The sequence below is a fragment of the Phragmitibacter flavus genome (assembly GCF_005780165.1).
Classification (GTDB): Bacteria; Verrucomicrobiota; Verrucomicrobiia; order Verrucomicrobiales; family Verrucomicrobiaceae; genus Phragmitibacter; species Phragmitibacter flavus.
Window position 1 is genome coordinate 58,010 of the sequence record NZ_VAUV01000019.1, and the last position, 20,571, is coordinate 78,580.

At 58.7% G+C, this 20,571-nt stretch carries 9 protein-coding genes and 1 CRISPR repeat array; of the genes, 1 reads left to right on the top strand and 8 read right to left on the bottom strand.

What is annotated here, in order from left to right:
• Positions 1-100: 100 nt before the first annotated feature.
• A complete protein-coding gene (locus tag FEM03_RS25715; protein WP_138088267.1) occupies positions 101-3,259 on the bottom strand; it encodes an autotransporter outer membrane beta-barrel domain-containing protein in 3,159 nt (1,052 codons plus the stop codon).
• Positions 3,260-3,463: 204 nt separating this feature from the next.
• On the opposite strand from FEM03_RS25715, the gene FEM03_RS20960 reads away from it, so the two are divergent.
• A complete protein-coding gene (locus FEM03_RS20960) occupies positions 3,464-4,111 on the top strand; it encodes a purine nucleoside phosphorylase YfiH/LACC1 family protein (protein WP_166443044.1) in 648 nt (215 codons plus the stop codon).
• A gap of 155 nt (positions 4,112-4,266) precedes the next feature.
• Positions 4,267-9,884: a CRISPR direct-repeat array (repeat unit 36 nt; unit sequence GCTTCAACGGGGCCGCGCTCGGGAGAGCGCGGAGAT).
• Between the two features lie 232 nt (positions 9,885-10,116).
• Here FEM03_RS20960 and cas2 read toward each other — a convergent pair.
• From cas2 to cas3g, 7 genes are all read right to left on the bottom strand, one after another.
• Complete coding sequence (gene cas2, locus FEM03_RS20965) at positions 10,117-10,434, bottom strand: CRISPR-associated endonuclease Cas2 (protein WP_138088269.1); 318 nt, start codon at positions 10,432-10,434, stop codon at positions 10,117-10,119.
• A gap of 20 nt (positions 10,435-10,454) precedes the next feature.
• Positions 10,455-12,704 (bottom strand): CRISPR-associated endonuclease Cas4g/Cas1g, encoded by a 2,250-nt coding sequence (gene cas4g/cas1g, locus FEM03_RS20970; protein WP_138088270.1) that lies wholly within the window; start codon positions 12,702-12,704, stop codon positions 10,455-10,457.
• Between the two features lie 145 nt (positions 12,705-12,849).
• Complete coding sequence (locus FEM03_RS20975; RefSeq protein WP_138088271.1) at positions 12,850-13,278, bottom strand: IS1096 element passenger TnpR family protein; 429 nt, start codon at positions 13,276-13,278, stop codon at positions 12,850-12,852.
• Positions 13,275-14,810, bottom strand: coding sequence for a type I-G CRISPR-associated protein Csb2 (gene csb2 / locus FEM03_RS20980; RefSeq protein ID WP_138088272.1), 1,536 nt, complete (start codon positions 14,808-14,810; stop codon positions 13,275-13,277). Before csb2 ends, FEM03_RS20975 begins: the two co-directional genes overlap by 4 nt.
• A gap of 14 nt (positions 14,811-14,824) precedes the next feature.
• A complete protein-coding gene (gene cas7g / locus FEM03_RS20985; RefSeq protein ID WP_138088273.1) occupies positions 14,825-15,847 on the bottom strand; it encodes a type I-G CRISPR-associated RAMP protein Csb1/Cas7g in 1,023 nt (340 codons plus the stop codon).
• Entirely contained in the window at positions 15,844-17,973 is a 2,130-nt protein-coding gene (cas8g1, locus tag FEM03_RS20990) for a type I-G CRISPR-associated protein Cas8g1/Csx17 (protein WP_166443045.1), read from the bottom strand. Before cas8g1 ends, cas7g begins: the two co-directional genes overlap by 4 nt.
• 2 nt (positions 17,974-17,975) lie before the next feature.
• Complete coding sequence (cas3g, locus tag FEM03_RS20995; protein WP_138088275.1) at positions 17,976-20,318, bottom strand: type I-G CRISPR-associated helicase/endonuclease Cas3g; 2,343 nt, start codon at positions 20,316-20,318, stop codon at positions 17,976-17,978.
• Positions 20,319-20,571: the final 253 nt, after the last annotated feature.

Consider the following 20,571-nt stretch of genomic DNA (forward strand, 5'->3'; position numbering starts at 1 on the left):
ACTTCACCGGCTTTTTTGTTTGGAAAGTGAAACTGGAAGGCTCGTCCTGAGCCTTGTTGTGGGAATGAATGAAAGGCTCGGGACGAGCCTTCTACTTTGACTAAAACCGGATGGTGGCGCTGATGCTGATGTTGTGATTCGGGTCGTTGCGACCGAGGTCGACATTGTAGTAAAGGTTGGCGTAGAACCTCGGGCCGACCTGCAAACCGAGTCCTGCACCGATGAAGAGGGCGTCTTTGTCGTCTCGTTCGCTCTCGAAGTTGAAGTTGGGTCCGTCTCCGCCATTGAGGCCGGCGTTGAGGCTGTCGCCGTCGAGGAACTCGTGCTGCCAGAAGGCGCGCAGTTCGGGGATGATGGCGACGCGGTCGGTGGCCTGGATGGTGTAGGCAACGCGGGCTCCGAGATGACTGCGTAAGCTGTCGGATTCGGGGTCGTTCAAACGCAGATTGAGGCTGTCGGCTCCGGTCTCGGTGAAGCTGTCGAGGGAGACTTTGCTGTATTGGACGCTGGCCTGCGGACCGAAGGTCCAGTTGCCGCGACGGAAATCGTAACCGCCGCCGAGCAGGGCGAAGAACTCGTGCCCGTCGGGTTCGCTGCTGGCGCTGCGGTTGAGCGTGGCGAACTGGATGGGGCGGTTGATGTCATGGTCGACGGTGCCGATCCCGAGGGCGGTGTTGAGATAAAAATTGCCGATGTCGACGGTGGCGTAGGCACCGAAGAGGATGCGTTCGAGGTCGATCTCGCCGCCGTTGTCGTAGTCGCCCCAACCTTCGCTGTAACCGGCGAAGATGCCGAGGGCGAAGTGGTCGGAGAGGGCGTAGTCGGCTCCGGCGATGAAGGTGCCGGACTCGAAGTTTTCACCGGGGGCGAGGGAGAGGCCGCCGCTGCTGAACAGGCCGCTGCCTTGAAACCAGGTGGACCAGCGGTAATCGTCGGATTCCGGCTGGATTTGGGGGGCGGCGATGGCCTTGACGGATTTGGTGGATTTTCCGCCTTTGGCGGAGGATTCTGAAACTGCGGGTGGGAATGTCTGCGATCCTCTTTGACTGATGCGTCTTGCGCTCAATTGTTGATGGAGGAGCTGGCCCTGGCTGTGGGAGAGTTCGATGGCGGTGCTGAGGGCGGCGTCGTGGAAGCCAGGCATGATGGCCTCGAAGGCTTGCGGGTATTGGTCTTCGCGCAGGAGGTCGAGGGCGAGGGTGACGGCGCCGATGTCGCCGGATTCGATGCCGATCCAGTTGTCCAGGGCGGCGGCAACGCGGGTTTGATTGGGAGTTTCTGCAACTGCGGTATAGCTGGCAGGAGCGATGAGGAGGACGCCGGTGTTGCCGAGGTTGAGGAAACGTCCGCGGATGACATCAGAGTCGGGGACTTCGATGGTGTCGAAGGTGCCGGTGATGCGTCCGGCGCGAAGGAAAGGAATTCGGTCGCCGAATTTGGCTTGGTAACCCAGGGAAGCGATTTCAAGGGTGCCGTCGAGAACCGCGGTGCCGCTGACGACGAGAACATCGTGGTTGTTGACGCTGCCGACTTCGATTTGCAAGGTGCCCTGGCGGGTTTGGGTGTAGTTGCCGAGGATGGTGAGCAGTCCGATGGAATTGCCAGGAGCGACGGTGCCGCCGTTGAGCACGTTGCCGATGACGGTGCCATTGCCCATCAAGGTGCCACCGCCGAGGACATGGAGAAGCGGCGTTTGGAGCGTGCCGTTGAGGGCGAGAATGCCTCCTGAGATGGTCGATTTGCCGGTGATCGAGCTGAAGCCGGTGAGGATGACTTTTCCGCCCTGGAAATCGGCGGTGAGGAAGTTGGTAAAGGAATCTGCGTAAACGAAGGTGCCGCCTGAGGCGTTGATGATGAGGGCATTGGTGCCGCCGCCGCCGCTGACGTCGCCGACGATGGAAGCTTGGGGTCCGAGGACGCGAAGAGTGTCATTGCCAGTGCCGAGGTCGATGGCTTTGCCGTTTTCGCTGATGATGGCACCGCGATTGATGACGAGGTCGTCCCCGCCACCAGTTTGCAGGGTCGCTTCGAGTCCGGCTCCGCGGATGGTGCCGGTGCTGTTGTTTTCGATGAGGTCGCTGAAGGTGCCGATGATTTTCACGCCGAAACCGCTCTTGCCATGGATGAGACCGCTGTTGTTGATGATGGTTGAGGCGAAGGCGCTGCCGTCGTTGGAGTCGTCGACCAGAATGCCGTTGCCGACGGAGCTGTTGCCGGCGTTGTTTTCGCCGCTGATGACGGCTCCGATGTGGTTGATGATGGTGCCGCCGCCGATGGAGATGCCTTCGGAGTTGTTGAGGGAACCGTCGTTGAGTCCGCCGGCATTGATGCCCTGGATGACGCCGTAGTTTTGGAGATTGACGAGGCCATCGACATCCACGCCATCGCCGTCGCCGACGTCGTAGACGGTGAAGTCAAAGATGCCGGTGATGGTGCCGTAGTTGGTGATGTTGGCGAAGGAGGTGCTTTCGTCGATGTTGATGCCGGAGCCGTTGACGCCGGTGATGTTGCCGTCCTCGTAGTTGGTGACGGAGATGGTGAATCCGGAGCCGCCGTCTTCGCCGGTGATGCCATGGCGTCCGGTGATGGTGTTATAATTGAAGACCTGCACGCCGGTGCGGGTCTGGGCGTCGATGCCGTCGCTGCCGGAGACGACGTTGAGTCCGTCCTCAACTTCTACAACAGGGATGGCGCTGATGGTGCCCCAGTTGTTGATGATGCCGTTGGTGCCGGGACGGACGGAGTCGGCGGCGTTGGCGATGATGAGGCCCCAGTTGTTGACGATGTTGGTGCCGGTGGTGATGGCGTTGAAGTCGAGGGCTTGGGAGCCGCCAGCGCTGGCATTGAGGGACCGGATGATGCCGTAGTTGTCGAGGGTGATGTTGCTGTCAGAGCGGTTGATGCGGATGGTGTCGCCATCGGCAGACTGGATGACGCCGGTGGCGAAGTTCGTGATGAGGCGGGTGCCGGAGTTGCCGCCGCCGGTGTTGTCGATGGTGCGTCCGGTGCCGGTTTGCAGGATTTCGCCACTGTTGGTGATGATGGCGGTGCCGGTGCCGGTGATGCCGATGGTGGTGGTGCCGCCGCCTACCGAGAGGGTGGCGTCTTCTTCCACGTTACCGGTTTGTCCGCCGCTGACGGTCTTGGCGGTGTTGTCCGTGGTGTTGGCGGGGGCGTTGAAGTCGGCGGCGGTGATGGGGGCGTTCGGGGGGATGAGAGCCAGCGTGAGGAAGCCGGTGAGTAGTTGGATGCGCTTCATGGAGGTAGGACGGTTGATAAGCGCTGTTCATAGGCGAACGGGATGGCGTGATGAAGGGGCGGTGAGTGACAATTTTGTTGATTGGACCGGGTGATAGCAATTGAGGAGAGAGGTGGCGGTTTTTTTACCTCGAGTGTATTGAGATTGGTCGAGGCTGTGGAAGTATGTGGCAATATGGCTGATGAAGGAGTTCGAGAGCTTTGCATGTCGTTTGCTGGCTTGTCTGCGTTGGAGCGGTTTGTGCATACGTTTACCTTGAGGCATCCGACGGTGGATGTGCAGGCGGACCGTGCGGAGGTGCTCCGTCGGCTCGGGGGCTGGCATGCGGACGTGGTGGCGAGCCTGGGGTTTGAGCTGGAGCAGGTGGCTTCAGCGGAGCAGGTGCATGGCAACCAGGTGGCGGTGGTGCGGTCGGGAACGACGGAGCCGGTGCCAGGGGCGGACGGATTGGTCTGTGGCGAAGCTGGGGTGTTGGTGGGGATTTATGTGGCGGATTGTTGTGCGGTTTATGCGGTGGATCCGGTAACGGGGGCGTTTGGAGTGGCGCACGCAGGGCGCAAGGGGGCGGAGTCGGGCATCACGACGGTGATGATCGAGACGATGAAGCGGGAGTTTGGGGTGCTGCCCGAGAATTTGACGGTGCAGCTTTCGCCGTGCATTCGACCGCCGGTGTTTGAGATCGATTTTGCGAAGTTGATCCGGGATCAGGCCGCGAATGCGGGAGTGCCGGAGGAGCGGATTTTTGATGAGGGGATCAGCACGGCTTCGGATTTGGAACGGTATTATTCGTATCGGGTGGAGAAAGGCAAAACGGGGCGGATGTTTGCGTTGTTGGGACGAAGACAGGATTGAGCGGTGTTTGATTCGTCGCTCCTTCATGAGGAATACCTTGAGAAGCAATGGAGATGGAGCAGCAGGAGGGGGCGCAGTTGCAATGCGACGATGCCAGCCTTGGGAGAGGCTGGAGATTTCGCCAGCATGCACTACGCGCACCATCAAGACGAATCGCTTCAACGGGGCCGCGCTCGGGAGAGCGCGGAGATCCGGCGCAGCCTACCAATCGCGCATCGCTAAACTCCTCGCTTCAACGGGGCCGCGCTCGGGAGAGCGCGGAGATATGGTCGACTGTGGCGGCTTATCGTGCCTATGTGGAGCTTCAACGGGGCCGCGCTCGGGAGAGCGCGGAGATCCCGGCACGAAGCCACCGGAGCAGTCGGGAATCGGACGCTTCAACGGGGCCGCGCTCGGGAGAGCGCGGAGATCCCACATCGCCTGATTCTCCGCCGTCACCCCCAGCCGCTTCAACGGGGCCGCGCTCGGGAGAGCGCGGAGATGGCAGAAAACCACGCGCTCAAGGCGGAATTGCAACGCTTCAACGGGGCCGCGCTCGGGAGAGCGCGGAGATACGGCCAGACCGAGGGAGTAGAGGCCGATGAATTTTGCTTCAACGGGGCCGCGCTCGGGAGAGCGCGGAGATGGTCCACGAAACATCGCGGTGACGAACATCGCCGCCGTGCTTCAACGGGGCCGCGCTCGGGAGAGCGCGGAGATCTGGCGGCTCGCTGTCTTGCGGTGGGTTTGGCACCAGCTTCAACGGGGCCGCGCTCGGGAGAGCGCGGAGATTCAACAACGCTCACATCATCACCATGCCCATTCACGCTTCAACGGGGCCGCGCTCGGGAGAGCGCGGAGATCCCTCCGAAGTCTGGCACGCTCACACCCACAAGCTCACGCTTCAACGGGGCCGCGCTCGGGAGAGCGCGGAGATGAAGGTCTGCCCACACTCGCGGCACTTCACAACGTTGCTTCAACGGGGCCGCGCTCGGGAGAGCGCGGAGATTTCGGCAACTTGACCTCTTTTTGTTTCGGAGGCTTGCTTCAACGGGGCCGCGCTCGGGAGAGCGCGGAGATTCACAATGGAATTCTCGATAGGGACGCAGAAGTTTAGCTTCAACGGGGCCGCGCTCGGGAGAGCGCGGAGATGTGCCTGCATCTGTGCGGGAAGGGGGGCTGGAGAAATGCTTCAACGGGGCCGCGCTCGGGAGAGCGCGGAGATACGAAATTCAAGGTGAAAACGTGGTCGCACGTTGTGTGCTTCAACGGGGCCGCGCTCGGGAGAGCGCGGAGATGGCTTTGCGCTGGCTATCTTCCTCAACACGTCATTCTGCTTCAACGGGGCCGCGCTCGGGAGAGCGCGGAGATCGAAGGCATGGTTTCCAAATACCTGAACAATCGCTTCGCTTCAACGGGGCCGCGCTCGGGAGAGCGCGGAGATCGAGGGCTTTTTTCAAGTCCTCAGCCCGCTTTTTGGCTTCAACGGGGCCGCGCTCGGGAGAGCGCGGAGATTGCTTATGTGGGGCCGGTGGGGATGGGGAATGGGACGCTTCAACGGGGCCGCGCTCGGGAGAGCGCGGAGATCAGGCAGAAACAACCAAGGAACGGTCAAATGGCGCAGCTTCAACGGGGCCGCGCTCGGGAGAGCGCGGAGATGTTGGCGCAACGCTTTGAGATTCCTTTCGGCACGATGCTTCAACGGGGCCGCGCTCGGGAGAGCGCGGAGATGGGCGGGAGCCATGCATGTCGATTGCTACAAAAACGCTTCAACGGGGCCGCGCTCGGGAGAGCGCGGAGATACGGCAGCCTTGACCGCCTTCTGGGTAACAGGGCCGGGCTTCAACGGGGCCGCGCTCGGGAGAGCGCGGAGATAAATTTCAAGTCTTTGAGGATGGCGGCTTTCATGGGGCTTCAACGGGGCCGCGCTCGGGAGAGCGCGGAGATGACAATGTCGCGCTCAAGCCAGGTCGTGAAGGTTTGCGCTTCAACGGGGCCGCGCTCGGGAGAGCGCGGAGATGTGCTTATGGGGCTGACCCATGGGATTCATTCTATACGCTTCAACGGGGCCGCGCTCGGGAGAGCGCGGAGATCACCGCACCGCGCCAGCCCATTCCCCTCCATCAAGGTAGCTTCAACGGGGCCGCGCTCGGGAGAGCGCGGAGATTCCGCCTCCGCCTTGGACAACTTGCTTGGCATGCTTGGCTTCAACGGGGCCGCGCTCGGGAGAGCGCGGAGATTTCAGGGCGGTCGTGTTTGGGGAACACCTTGTCAGCGCTTCAACGGGGCCGCGCTCGGGAGAGCGCGGAGATCTGCTCAACGGGTGAATGATTATGGCAATTCAACCGCTTCAACGGGGCCGCGCTCGGGAGAGCGCGGAGATGTGGGGTTCCTGGTCAACCTCCTCCGCCCCGCACTCCGCTTCAACGGGGCCGCGCTCGGGAGAGCGCGGAGATCCGGCCGATCATTGGCTATTATGCGAACGAGCAGGGCTTCAACGGGGCCGCGCTCGGGAGAGCGCGGAGATTATGACCCAGAACCACCTCCCGTCCGCGACCATCAAGCTTCAACGGGGCCGCGCTCGGGAGAGCGCGGAGATGTAGACCCGGAACATGCCGCTGCTCGTCATGGTGACGCTTCAACGGGGCCGCGCTCGGGAGAGCGCGGAGATTCACCGCCGCATACTTATCATCGCCAACCACCTCCTTGCTTCAACGGGGCCGCGCTCGGGAGAGCGCGGAGATACAAGCCGCTGGGCGACGTGGAAGGGCTTTGATTACGGCTTCAACGGGGCCGCGCTCGGGAGAGCGCGGAGATAACAAACACAGCCTCTTCATTCGTCAGTGAGTCCATGCTTCAACGGGGCCGCGCTCGGGAGAGCGCGGAGATTCGAACTGATTAACCTTCAAGCTCAAATCACCAACCTCGCTTCAACGGGGCCGCGCTCGGGAGAGCGCGGAGATGCTTTTCTGATTCGCGTTTCATGCGCCCTCCACTTTGCTTCAACGGGGCCGCGCTCGGGAGAGCGCGGAGATCGCCCAATTAGGATCAAGAGGCCGCTCTCTTGCCCGGCTTCAACGGGGCCGCGCTCGGGAGAGCGCGGAGATTCTTGGTTTCAGCGAGACCGACGGCATTTATCGTATAGCTTCAACGGGGCCGCGCTCGGGAGAGCGCGGAGATACCGAGGCAGCAAAACTTAACCTCGTCGATGAGGTGACGCTTCAACGGGGCCGCGCTCGGGAGAGCGCGGAGATGCATCCAAATTTTGGAGAGCCTTACAACTACCGCATGCTTCAACGGGGCCGCGCTCGGGAGAGCGCGGAGATCTTTCAGTAACGCGCCTGCCGCATCGACCATGATCAGGCTTCAACGGGGCCGCGCTCGGGAGAGCGCGGAGATCGGAACCATCTATGACGGAGCGGGATCAACAGCCAGGCTTCAACGGGGCCGCGCTCGGGAGAGCGCGGAGATCCCTCACCGCATCGCTCGCCAACTTCGCGGACGACATGCTTCAACGGGGCCGCGCTCGGGAGAGCGCGGAGATATGCTCGCAAAGTTGGGTCAGATCCAGCCGTTGACAAAGCTTCAACGGGGCCGCGCTCGGGAGAGCGCGGAGATGCGCCGGAATCTCTACCGCCATGAAGGGCTTTCGATTGCTTCAACGGGGCCGCGCTCGGGAGAGCGCGGAGATTCCCCATGCCCTGATCGACCACCAGAAGCACGTCCCCTGCTTCAACGGGGCCGCGCTCGGGAGAGCGCGGAGATGTTCGAGCCTCCGAGCGTGAAGACCTCGGCGGCGGAGCTTCAACGGGGCCGCGCTCGGGAGAGCGCGGAGATTGCAAAAGCTCACGCTCCTCTTCGGTCAATGATTGGCTTCAACGGGGCCGCGCTCGGGAGAGCGCGGAGATGAGCGCGAGCGTGAATTGCAAGCCGCCAAAGCCATCAGCTTCAACGGGGCCGCGCTCGGGAGAGCGCGGAGATTTGGCTTCCGTAAAAGAGGCCTTGAGCAAATTTTGGTTGCTTCAACGGGGCCGCGCTCGGGAGAGCGCGGAGATGTCTCCGCTCACTTTTGGGCGGCATATTCATTGTTTGCTTCAACGGGGCCGCGCTCGGGAGAGCGCGGAGATCGTAGTATTCGGTCAGCCCGCGATCATGCTTCACTGGCTTCAACGGGGCCGCGCTCGGGAGAGCGCGGAGATATTGTTGGGCGCAACAATAATATGCAAAATAATGCAGCTTCAACGGGGCCGCGCTCGGGAGAGCGCGGAGATTTTGCGCGCTCAGACGGCGGGACTTCGTGCCATTCGACGCTTCAACGGGGCCGCGCTCGGGAGAGCGCGGAGATTGTTTTGCTCGCCACTGATGATTCACCCGGCAGCGCGTGGCTTCAACGGGGCCGCGCTCGGGAGAGCGCGGAGATGGCGGCGCCATGGACGCCCTCACTATTCGGCGGCGTGCTTCAACGGGGCCGCGCTCGGGAGAGCGCGGAGATGTTGCTTTTAAAAGCGAACAAGAAAACTATGAAAATGGCTTCAACGGGGCCGCGCTCGGGAGAGCGCGGAGATATGTCAGCATTGCGACTCACCGCCGGGAACAACATGCTTCAACGGGGCCGCGCTCGGGAGAGCGCGGAGATAGCGTCCGATTTTCGCCGCGATGAAACTGGTCGAAAAGGCTTCAACGGGGCCGCGCTCGGGAGAGCGCGGAGATCACATTCACGGACGAGCAAAAGCTTGCCATAGCAGGCTTCAACGGGGCCGCGCTCGGGAGAGCGCGGAGATCACGGCAAAAGCACGTTCCTTCGATTCCTCGTTATGCTTCAACGGGGCCGCGCTCGGGAGAGCGCGGAGATGCAGGCGGCTGATGCCAAGGACGTGGCCACGCAGTTGCTTCAACGGGGCCGCGCTCGGGAGAGCGCGGAGATAGAGAATGCGCTCTCGACGATCCGCGAGAAAATAGCGCTTCAACGGGGCCGCGCTCGGGAGAGCGCGGAGATAGCGTCATTTTCGCCGTCAAACAAGATAGCGCTCCGCTTCAACGGGGCCGCGCTCGGGAGAGCGCGGAGATCCCTCCAACGCATGAGCGCCTACGGCCTGCCGATTGAGCTTCAACGGGGCCGCGCTCGGGAGAGCGCGGAGATTCAGGTAGGCCGCGACATGGCGGGGAAGTTTGGTTTGGCTTCAACGGGGCCGCGCTCGGGAGAGCGCGGAGATATAGCCGCCGCCTACTATCCGCACTACAAGGGCATCCTGCTTCAACGGGGCCGCGCTCGGGAGAGCGCGGAGATGCATCATCATGGCGGAGAAGGCGACCACCGAGAAGTGGCTTCAACGGGGCCGCGCTCGGGAGAGCGCGGAGATCTATTGATTCCCTCCGTTCATTTGCCCAAGCCTCTCGCTTCAACGGGGCCGCGCTCGGGAGAGCGCGGAGATATCATCCTCCTAACCCTCCACCGCGCCCGAACCGTCGCTTCAACGGGGCCGCGCTCGGGAGAGCGCGGAGATTTACAGTCTCGTCGTTGAACAAATCGCCCGCATCACCGCTTCAACGGGGCCGCGCTCGGGAGAGCGCGGAGATTCCCGATCACGCTCACCGACGCGCTCGTTGACACCGGCTTCAACGGGGCCGCGCTCGGGAGAGCGCGGAGATCAAAGCCCCCAACGCTATGGCGGCGCATCTTTGGCCCGCTTCAACGGGGCCGCGCTCGGGAGAGCGCGGAGATTTCCCCGTCGTGGCATTGATGCTCAATCCTGCCGGCGCTTCAACGGGGCCGCGCTCGGGAGAGCGCGGAGATAGCAGGCACCCAACCGCTTGCAATCGAATGACTTGAAGTCGGGATTGCGAGGGGTGGGACGAATGCTTTGAGGAATGGGCATGAGAGACGCAGGGGATCATCGGAAACGATTGATCCTCAAGACGCGAGAGGCTTGGCACCCCTGATGGGGCACCTGGGTGCTCGCGGCGGAATGTTTAAGAAATGTCAAAGAACGAGCCGACCGGAAAGGAGTTTGATCTACGCGGTGCATTTACACCACATAACAGGGGGCGTCAAAGTGGGTGTAGGGTTTGCCTAGGGCGCTGATCACGCGATCACCACGACCTTCGGCGGGTCCCAACGAAACAAATAAAACCTGATCCTCGGTGGATTTGATCAGCGATTTTAACTCGACTTCCATGCGGGTGCGCTCTCGGGGACTCAGGTCGCATTCGAAAATGGAATATTGCAGGTGGTTGCCGTAGTTCTTGCAGAGCTTGAAGACTTTCTTCAATCGCTTGTCGTTGGCGATGTCGTAGCACACCAGATAGGTGACGCGTGAACTGAGGTTGATATCGCGGGCGGACATGATGCGGGGAAGGGGAAAAATCAACGGGTCATCATGGGGACGTATTCGGGAATTTCGCCGGTGAGATAGCGGGCGAGCATGCGGGCTTGTAACTCTATGATGCGTCGATAACTGGCTTTGTAGTCGAAGATAGGATGGGTGATGAGGCTGTTGATGCGCTGCTCGTAGGCTTGAAAAAAGGCTTTGCGTCCGTGTTGGGTGAGATTGATGGCGTCGCCGGCGCGGACAAAATGGGCGGGGGTGATCATGCGGTTGTTGATGGCGGTGAGCACAGCGCTTTCGGCGATGAGGGGTCGGAATTCTTCCATGAGGTCGAGGGCGAGGGCGGGTCGGCCATGACGGGGTTGATGGTAGAAGCCGATGTAAGGATCGTATCCCACGGCGAGGGCGGCGAGGGTGCAGTCTTTGGCCAGAATGCTGTAGGCGAAGGAGAGCAGGGCGTTGACAGGATCGGCAGGGGGACGTCGGCTGCGTTTGTTGAAGTCGAAGGTGAAAGATGGGTCGATGTCGGAGTTGTTTTCGCTGTTGGCCGTGGATGCTTGAGGTTCGAGTCCGGGGAGTTCGTCGTCGTCGGGATTGACTTTGATGAGGCCGGCGAAGTTTTGAAAATACAGGTTGGCGGCGGCGCCTTCGATGCCGAGGAGTTCGGCGATGGAGCGGGCGGCGAGGGCGTCGCTGGCAGCGCGTTTGAGTTTCAAGCTGACGCCGTCGGGGAGGCTGACGTGGTTGCGCATCAGCTGGGTGCGATGGTTGCGGATTTTTCCGTGAACAAATCGTTGGGCGAGGGCGAGGCAACGTCGAGGGTCCTGGGCGGTATTGAATTGTTCGATGCGGGTGAAGACATTTTTCAGTCCATGACCGCGGGTGATGCCGTAGAACCAGCCGCTCTGGCTGAAGTAAGCGACGGGGATTTCGGCTTCGCAAAGGGTTTGGATGGCTTGGGTGGTGATCTGGATGTTGCCGAACAGGGCGAGATGGCTGAGGTCTTTAAGACGGAACTCGCCTTTGGTGGCGGTCTCTTCTTTGACGATGAGAACTTCACCGCGTTGGGTGACCCTGGCACCCTGGGTGTTGAGATAAAGGGCGCGTTCGTCATCGCGGGCGGCGATGAGTCGACGTGGTGAAAGTTGGGTGGCTGTGGATGTGGTTGAAGATGTGAGCGTGGGTGAGAGCCGATTTTTCGAGAAGGAGTTGCGGTCGAGGTGGGGCGACGCTTCGGACCAGCGTTGCATGAAGCGGGTTTCGTCGGGTAGGCAGACGGGGGCGAGGGAGCAACGGACGCACTTGGGGCTGTTGAGCAGGGGTTCGGGTTTGACGGGCGAGGCGGCGACCTGGCGGGCTTGTTCGATATGGTTGATGATCCATTGCTCAAGCTCGGGGGTCATCTGCAAGGGCACACGCTGGCGGGTTTCCTTGTAATAAATGACGCCCTGATCGCAATGGTAGTGGTTGTCGCGCAGGATAAGAATTTGCAGGCCGAGCTGCATTTTGTCGGCGTCCCATAGTTGCACTCCGTTTTCTCCGATGCGGGGCGAGCCGACTTTGTAATCGACGGGGGTGACGCTTTGAACGTGGGTCTGGGTTTGGGTTTGGCTTTGGTTTTTTGATGAGGGCGGATCTGGAGTGGCGAAAAGATCGAGTTCGGGAGTAGTGGCTTTGGTTTTGGATTTGCCTGAGCTCGGGGGCAAGGACGCAGATGCAGGAACGGAGATGGTGGCGAGCTGGACTTCGACGAGGTCCATTTTGGCGAGGACACCGAGGCGGTCAGAGCCGAGGGTGGCCGAGCGGGAATGGATGGTGTCGGTCTGGACCGCGGTTGGTGTTGTGGAGGCTTCTTGTTCTTGTTCTTGTTCCGCTTCCGCTGAGGCCGGTGATGCTGGCGCAGAGGCGGCACTGTCTTTGACGCTTGGCATCGCTGAAGGCAGATCGCCGCGACCTTTGTCGACCTTTTTGTGGATGGCGCTGCCTCGTTCGGTGTCGATGCTTTCGACGAAGACATTGTCGACGAATTCGTAGTAGAAGAGGCGTGGGCAATAGACAAATTCATTGAGCATCCGTGCCGGGATGGGATCGGTGAAGACGGCGGAGGTTCGATTGGGGTCGACCGCTGAGGGATTGGCTTCGAGACGTTCGAAGAGGGGCAGCTCGGGGTGGTCGAGCGGGATGGGAATCGGATCGTAGAGGAATTCGGGCGGGTGCCAAAGATCCGGACGATGCGGATACATCGCACGGGCGGTCCGGTAGTCGAGGGCCATGTCGAAGTCGCTCATGGTGAAAAGTTTGTTCGAGCGACTATGGTGCCAGAGGGTTGGGATTTCGTAAAGCTAAAGAGAAAAATTCGCGTTTGGGAGTTCTTGGTTCTTGGTTCTTGGTTCTTGGTTCTTGGTTCTTGGTTTGGCGGAAGCCGGAAGTGGATTACACGTCCTCCTCATCATAATTGGGATATTGGGTCGGTGGGGTGCCTTGGGTGGTGAGCACGGAACGGAATCGACGTTTTTTCTCGGACGGTTTCACGGCCTTGCAGGTGACGAGGAAATGCCAGTCGTCGCCGTAATCGAAGTGAAAGATCATTTTTCGTTTCGGTTTGAAAACGGTTGAGACAAGGGTGTTTTGCACGCCTGGATCGTTGTAGTCGGGATCGTCGCCCATGTCAGCAAAGAGGGTGTAACGTTCCTTGCTCCGGTAAGGATTTTTCAGGTTGTCACAGAATTCAAACGAGTGATCGAAGTCGAATCCGATGGTCTTGATGATGTATTCTGCCAAGTCGTAGAGCGACCATTCTCCGCCAAGCACGATGTCAGCCGAGTAATCGCCGTGTTGAATGGTGAAGTGGTGTTGGTTCATGGAATTGATGAGTGTTGGTCGGCCGGGACAAAGAGACCGAGGCCGAAGTGGGAGCTGTGGCCAATTGCTATTGGACCGGAAATGCTAATAGGAAAGGTCAGGCGCAAGGCGTATCCGAAATCCTCCGGCGGACGTGCTCCCTTGCGGCGTGCGCGAACGAAATGGCGAAAGCCTATGCTTTCTTCGCGCAAAATTTCAATGGATTTCGGCGAGGGGAGACTGCGGCTGGTCAGTTCTTCAGTTATCTGTCCCTCAATTGTGTTGCGTCCGTTTTTCTTTGGATGGCGAGGGAGCAGAAATGGTGTTAGTGACTGCCAGACTTTGGCTTCGCCTAGTATGTGGTTGAGAGCGGGAATTTTTTTGAATTCTTCGCGGGTGCCGCTTCCCGCAAAGCGCACCTCCACTTCGCCGACGCCGCCTTTCATATAGGTTTTGCGCAGTGAGCGCAGAACGTTTTGAGAACTCTCGGAAAGACCGCCGGGAGTCCAGATGAGGATGTGATCGAGATGATTGTCCGCATTCAACAGTGTGAGCGGAAGAATGTGCGCGTGGCGATGTCCGATGGTGGGTTTACGCACTGCGTCCAAGCCGATGAGTTCGGAGACTGTGTCCGTGTGATTTGCTAGTTTTTGAACTTTAGAGGTAATGGCTTGGTGAAGGAGTTCGGCTTGTGGTAGAGTGCGTTCTCGTAACGGCATGGGAGAACGGCTGCGGGCGGATGAGGAAAGCGCGAGTAATACGAAGGGAACAGTCGGTCTAGCGGGTCGATTTGCTTTCGGCGTTGGCGCGATGGAAATCGCGCTGGCAGAAGGGTGGTCGTAGATGACAAGGCGAGAGCCGGGCGGTGCTGACCAGCCGTGCTTTTGCAGCCATGAAGTTTCAACCTGAAGGGCACAAAATAGAGATGGAGCCGGGGCTAGTTTTTTGTTCTTCGGTTTTGGTAGAGAGTTTACCCATTCAGAGTAGATGGGGGAGGAGACCGGCGCGATAAGAGGTATTTGGTCACAATGCGAGGGTAATGGTGTGCTGTCATCATGCGGAATGGTCCATCCATCGGCAAGAGATGAGGTGAAAGTTGGCACTTGTATGCTCTCACATTCAGTCCACGATTCGGCGCGACCAAGATAGGAGAGACGAACGGCGAGTGAGTCGAAAAGCGATTGTTCTTCCTGTGTTAATTCGACGGGCCAGTGAACCAGCATGGGCTCGTGGTCCGAGCCCAAGACCGCGCGTGAATCAAGCACGAGTGTTGGGTTCGAGTTGGTAGGCATGTAGTGCCGCGTGTGCGCTCCAGTGGCTGGTGGAAGCTTGTATGAGGGGAGGGCGGTGGCGAGGTGTTCGATAAGTGACTTGGCTAAAGGAGGTGGCGTGCCATCCAGCCACTCGGGTAGCTTGGCGTAACCTGTGGCGATGAGGGCGCGGAGGAGTCGCCACGGCGAGGGAGGCCACTCGACCGCGCCTTCGTTCTGGGCTTTGTCCCAGGGAGTGGCGTGGTAGTGCCCGCCGATGAAACGGATGGAAAGTGTGGGCATGTTGTTGTTTTCGGTTATTGCTCGTCGGAGTTCCCTACCTGCAGTTCGGCATCCTCGTCTTCGCCTTTGCCCTTGGTTAGTTCGTCTTCGTATTTGACGGTTGTTTGCTTGAGAGCGGTTTTGTTGGCGGCAATGGACGCTTTCAATTCTGTCTTCAGATCTTTGAGCGATGGGAGGCTGAACCCTTCGGGACGGACGGCAGTGATTTCGGAAACTTGGGGTTCCAAGTCGCATGAGGTGCGGAGGCGCAACGCTCCAGATAGGAGTGCCCGCACTTTGTAGAGTGCTAGAACCAGAAGCAGGTGAGTGGCTTTTTCATCAAGACCGTAACCACGAATCTGATCAAGGTCGAGATTGACGTAGAGCGTAATGGTTTGCGCCGTGTATTCATCACGTGAGAAAGGCACGTTTCCGAAGCCGGCTCCGGTGTCCCCTTGGGGATTCACATGATCGTTTTTCACTCCACCGGATGCGGCAACTTTGCTGCCGTCAGCCTCAATGAACGCTGAGAGCGCACGGGCGATGCGGAGGCGTCCTCCGGCGAGAGTTTCTTTCCCTTGCTTGGCTGCGAGAAATACGCCGTGAATGAGTGCGTTGGCGTCATATTCAAAGAGCGTTTGGGCTAGGAGTCGCCGGTTGATTGGTCCTTCGGCTAGGCCGCCAAGTGCGTCTTTAAATTCATCGAACAAGGTCTTGTTATCTATTTTACCTGCGAGCAGGTAAGGCGAATTAATTCGATGGGATTCTAGGATTGATGAGGTGAGGAATTCGCCCTTTCGCTCGACGCGAATGTAGGAGATGCCTTCGGCCGCACCAATGGGTTTCTGACTGGCTGCATCCCAAATTACGCCTTCAAGACGATTGGCCATTGATTGTGCAGATTCGACAAGAAGTGACTCGCCTTTTCGGGTCTGATAAGTCGCGGCACCGAGCGAAGGGAAGCCGGTGGGCTGAAACCGTTCGCCCTGAACTGGGCTAAGCGGGATGTTGAAGAGGATGCGATGTGCGTTTTGCAGAGAGTCGAGTTGAATGCTCATTGGTGTAGTTTGTTTTTGGGTTGGTTGTTATCGGAGACAGAAATGAACGAGCGCAATAGGATGTCGCGTGAGGCGCTGGAGAGCGGGAATGCGAGTGCTGCGGCGAGCAGGCGCGAGTCCCCAGCGGCGATTGATAGCGGAGGGATGAACCCATGGGCACGCAGATGAGAAGCGGCCAGTCGCGAAGCTGAGGAGAGATCGCCAGAAGATAGGCGGCGAAAGATGTCGGCGCGAACAGGAATGTCCTTCTGCAAATGGCGAGGATCATTCTGCCAATGACGAGGAGCGAGGCAGAAACGGAACAGAGTGAAGGCATCTTCTGGCGGCTCACTTCCGATGGGTGAGGCGATGAGAGATGAGTCTTTGTAATCAATCGCCATCAATGCGCGGGCTAAAGACATAATGCGTCCGGTATCTAGCGCTCCTTGAAGGAATGATGAGATGTCAGAGAGCGAGGCGAAGACGTCGGCAAATTGCATAAGCGTCCGCGAAGTGTCTTTTGCTGAATCAATTAGACGACGGTCGAGAAAGGCGATGGCGTCTGCGACAAAGTCGCGTCCGGAGCAGACCACGTTGACATCGCCTTTTTCGTCGAGTTGGTTTCCAAATTTGTTGAGTGGCAGAAAGTAGCGACGAATGCCTCTCTGAGATGCAAATGCCACAGCGAGGCGAAATTCGACAGAACCATCATTCGCTGAAACAAGCCAACCGCTGTGCAGTTTCGGCACAATGCCAAATCCGTTTTTTGACGGAGGAAGCGTGGCGGCAAGAGCGTCCGCACCGGAAAGCGCCAGGAGGACATCTTGCCAGCGGAAAGGTGATGTTCCATCTGCGGCGACGGCAAAAACGGAGTCATTCAATCTGCGAGCGGCAGTAGTGAGCGAGGCAGTGGCGCGTTTTCCGGCAGCCTCGCGGGAAATTCGGCGCAGATAAGTATCGAGATCGGAAAGCAGGCTTTGATTCGGCTGTGAGACAACTTTCCAACGGCCAAGAGGAACGGCGAAAGTGGACTGACCATTGCGTTCTATGTAACCGTAGCGCTCGAACGCGCTTATGCCTCGGGCGACTCCGAGCCGAGCAATGGCACGAGCCATGTCCACTGGTTCGCGAACTGTCATTGGTCCGAGTTGCGCGCGACCCTCTGAAAGCAAAGCGCGAATCTCACGCAGTGCTGCTGGACGATCCCAAAGCGGAAACCACTGCTCACCACGAGCAGATTTTTCCTTCATGGATACCGAGGCGTTGCCGATCGAGTTGGCGCGAATGGCGAAGGGAGCCGATGAACTGGAGACACCTGTGGCACCTAGGCGACGCGAGGCTGCTGCGGCAAATAAAACGGACCCTTCCATGAATAGAATGAAGTCCCATGGATTGACATTGCCTCTACCGTCAAAACCGTTCGAACTGTTTGCACCGCCTGCGGCTCCCGGCATATATTGTCCGATGCTGTGATTGCCCGTTCCGGTGACTGCGTTGCCATGAAGCGCGTGTTCAAGCAGTGGCGCGGTGTTTTCGGCTGGGGGCGCATCCGGCTTTGAAACGTCGAATAGATCGAGGTAACGCTGGCGAAAGTTGTCTGTGAAATCGAGGCGGCCATCGTTCCCGCCCGTTCCCAACAACGAAGGCCATGCCAATGAAACGTCTGAACCAATAATGACTGCGGCATCAAGCCATTCTAGGAGTGAGCCACGCCAAATCAGCCGACATTGCTTGATGAAATCTGGCTTCGTCTTGTCGAACTCTTTTTTGGAGTTCACGACTTTGCGCATTTTTGCAAGGAGTGGAACTGCACGAACCTGGACAATGCTATCGCGAAATGGTTTTAGTCGTGCGGCCTTTGAGTATTCGAAGGACGCTAGGTTCTTTGCAGCCTTATCTCCAGAAGAGAGAAAACCGCTACCTCGATTCCACGGATCAACTACGGGGGTGGGCGCGTAGCGAGTAAGGAAAAACTCTGCGAGTTCTTCTTTGGTGAGTTTTGTGGAGAGAACAAAAGCTTCATTTTTCCAATAGCCTCGTGCGGAGGAATCGGCTTGTTCGGATATAAGGCGGAACACGCCTAGTGCCTTGAGATACGAGGCTAGCGGAGTCGGGGAGCACCCAGAGAGAGGAATATCGTTCAGCATACTCATTTTGGTTGGGAAGCGCGGCAGTCGGCGGCGCGCAAAAGTGTTTCAAGATAGGCAAGACGGAATGCACCAAAGGTTTCCAGTAGGCCGATCACCCGCTCGGTCCATGCTGCACCTGTTTTTGGAGAGAACCCAATCGCTGCGGGATCAAGTGAGAGGGTGGCGTCGGGCAGTCCGAATGCTGCGCCTGGCACAACATCGTTTTTCATGATGCCACGAATGGGCATTTCGCCTCCCGCTTTGGCGACGGGGTGCTCTTGGTCGACAGGTGCGGAGGCGAGGCGGGCGCGGACTTTTCCGTGGTGCGCAACGACGACATATAGTAGTAAATTAAAATCCTCGTCGGTGAATTGCACGGGGAGTGATTGACGCAACATGAGCAGTGCCAAAGCAGAGGCGAGTTCGTGGCGAAAGCCTGGGCGCAGATCGTTGTCGGAGATTCTGTAAGTTTTCAGCCAGTGGCCAGGAGGAGCTTTCGCCGTGTCTTTTCCTGGGTTGTCTCTGATGATGGATTGAAATGCCGGATGGGCTTTTCCGAGATCGTGCCAGAGTGCGGCGTGTTCGAGCGCGGGGGAGAGTTCAAGGCCGATTTTCTGTAACTCAGCGAGGACTTCCTCGCCATGTTCCTTGATGGTTTGAAATGAAGCAGAAACAGACAGGGCATCGGAGTCTTGCCGTGAATCGGGAGATTCAATAGGAGGGATTTGCCGGGGCACGACTAAGACGGTATTTTTCGATGAAAGGTCGAATCCAGTATTCTCTGAGTATCCTCCGGCTGTAGCGAGCGCGATCAAGGTGATGCCAGGAAAAATGTTGTCTCTACCAGCGGTTTTCCATTCGCCATCCAGATAGTCCCAACGCCAGACCGCGTTTTTTCGTGTCTCAGCAAATTTCTTCGCATCACCAATCGGCACGGAGCATAGTTCTAGAGTTGATGGTGCGTATTCGGGCGCAGGCTTTTCGGCGATCCATGCGATCTGGCAGTCAGTGTCCGAGCTAGAACGGATGTAACGCGAAATATCGAGATCGGCACCACTCAAATCCGCTGTGGTGTCGAAGAGTTCGTCTATTTCGTGAGGAAGGAGCAAGAAGTCCGGCGAATATGGATAAAGCACAGCGCGGCGTTCCGGTGTGAGCGATTGTTCACGGACGACCAAAGATTCGATAGAAACATCGGTGAGTTGTTTGAGTTCGGAGCGGGCGGCTTCGAGTGCGGAGAAATCATACGGTGCGGCCTTTTTTTCGTCAGCAATGTCGATCACGGTGATGCTGGCCGTGCCCCCGTAACGTGCAGCTCGCCCGAAACGTTGCACAAGAGAGGTCCAAGGTGCGAGTTCAGTGATCAGCTTGTCAGAGGAAATGTCCACGCCGGCTTCGACTACTTGTGTGGCGATGATAACCCGTGGTTTTTCAATGGCCGCGTCTCGACTTAAGAACCGCGCCCGCCAAGCTGCTCTTTCTGCTGGACGGAAGCGCGAGTGTGCGAGGTGAATGTCGGCAACACTGACGAACGCTTTGTTTTTGAGCAGTGCCTCGTAAACGGCGTGCGCTCGATTCACGGTATTAAGAACAACGAGGGTAATGCGGGGTGGGTGACTGTCGGCGATGAGGCTGGCAATCCCTCTTTCGTCCATTGGGGGTGCCAGTGTGAGTGGTTTTGAAATCCCAGTAGGTGCTGAGGTTGTAATGATCGGCGGAAGTTCAGCGAGCAGATTCTGCGTATCCGGCGTGTCGAGCCATGATGGTTGCAGCGTGGCGCTCATCCACCACGTATGCGTGTTAGTTCCACTTGGTCGGAAAGCTTGCAGTTGTGCGGTGGTGGCAAGCCCTGCTCCCATGAGTTGCATTTCATCGATTATCCAGAGAGCATCGTTGTTGATGAGGCCAAAGTGCATAGGCCAACGGGCACGGGCCATGCCATAGCCGCGATTGAGGGCGCGAGAGAGGAGCATGTCTTGGGTGCCGATGAGGATGGCGGGTTTTTCGGGGTAGAGGTCCCAGTCACTTTTGTCTTCGCCGCCCATAAGGATGTGGACTTGGGGAGGGGCTCCTTGGGCCAGGTCGGCTTCGACGAGTTTGGCGATCCACTTTTCGGCTTCGTCGCGCGTTTGCTCGACCAGTGTGCGCATGGGTAGGCAGTAAACTAGGCGGCGGGGCCATTTGTCGGATTTGTTGTGCACGCGGTTCCAGAGCCAGGCGAGGATGACGGCGGCGGTTTTGCCGAGGCCGGTGGGGATGGAGATGAGACGAGACTCGCAATCGAGTTCGGCAACGCGGCATTGATAGTCGTAGGGCGGGTTGCCGGTGGCCTTTTCGAAGAAATTGGCAAAGTCAGAGGGCATGGGGCGGAAGGAAGGTTGGCACAGGAGACGGGTGAGATTTTTTTATTCCCTCAAAAAGCTCAGACTATCGGGGGTGTGGATTTTCGTCGATGCCGAATGGTGATTTTCTCGATCTTTGGGGGAAAGGTGGTGGTTGGTTGGGAGGCGATCTGGAGATCGCCTTTCCTTGGGTGGGTGGGAGTGATGGAAGTCGGAAGTCGGAATGCGGAGGTCGGAGGTCGGAGGTCGGAGGTGGGAACGGACTGGAAGTCCG

Bases quoted from the DNA above. Each gene is read 5' to 3' on its own strand.
- FEM03_RS25715 (WP_138088267.1), bottom strand. From the start codon at position 3,259: ATGAAGCGCATCCAACTACTCACCGGCTTCCTCACGCTGGCTCTCATC.
- FEM03_RS20960 (WP_166443044.1), top strand. From the start codon at position 3,464: ATGTCGTTTGCTGGCTTGTCTGCGTTGGAGCGGTTTGTGCATACGTTT.
- cas2 (WP_138088269.1), bottom strand. From the start codon at position 10,434: ATGTCCGCCCGCGATATCAACCTCAGTTCACGCGTCACCTATCTGGTG.
- cas4g/cas1g (WP_138088270.1), bottom strand. From the start codon at position 12,704: ATGAGCGACTTCGACATGGCCCTCGACTACCGGACCGCCCGTGCGATG.
- FEM03_RS20975 (WP_138088271.1), bottom strand. From the start codon at position 13,278: ATGAACCAACACCACTTCACCATTCAACACGGCGATTACTCGGCTGAC.
- csb2 (WP_138088272.1), bottom strand. From the start codon at position 14,810: ATGCCCACACTTTCCATCCGTTTCATCGGCGGGCACTACCACGCCACT.
- cas7g (WP_138088273.1), bottom strand. From the start codon at position 15,847: ATGAGCATTCAACTCGACTCTCTGCAAAACGCACATCGCATCCTCTTC.
- cas8g1 (WP_166443045.1), bottom strand. From the start codon at position 17,973: ATGCTGAACGATATTCCTCTCTCTGGGTGCTCCCCGACTCCGCTAGCC.
- cas3g (WP_138088275.1), bottom strand. From the start codon at position 20,318: ATGCCCTCTGACTTTGCCAATTTCTTCGAAAAGGCCACCGGCAACCCG.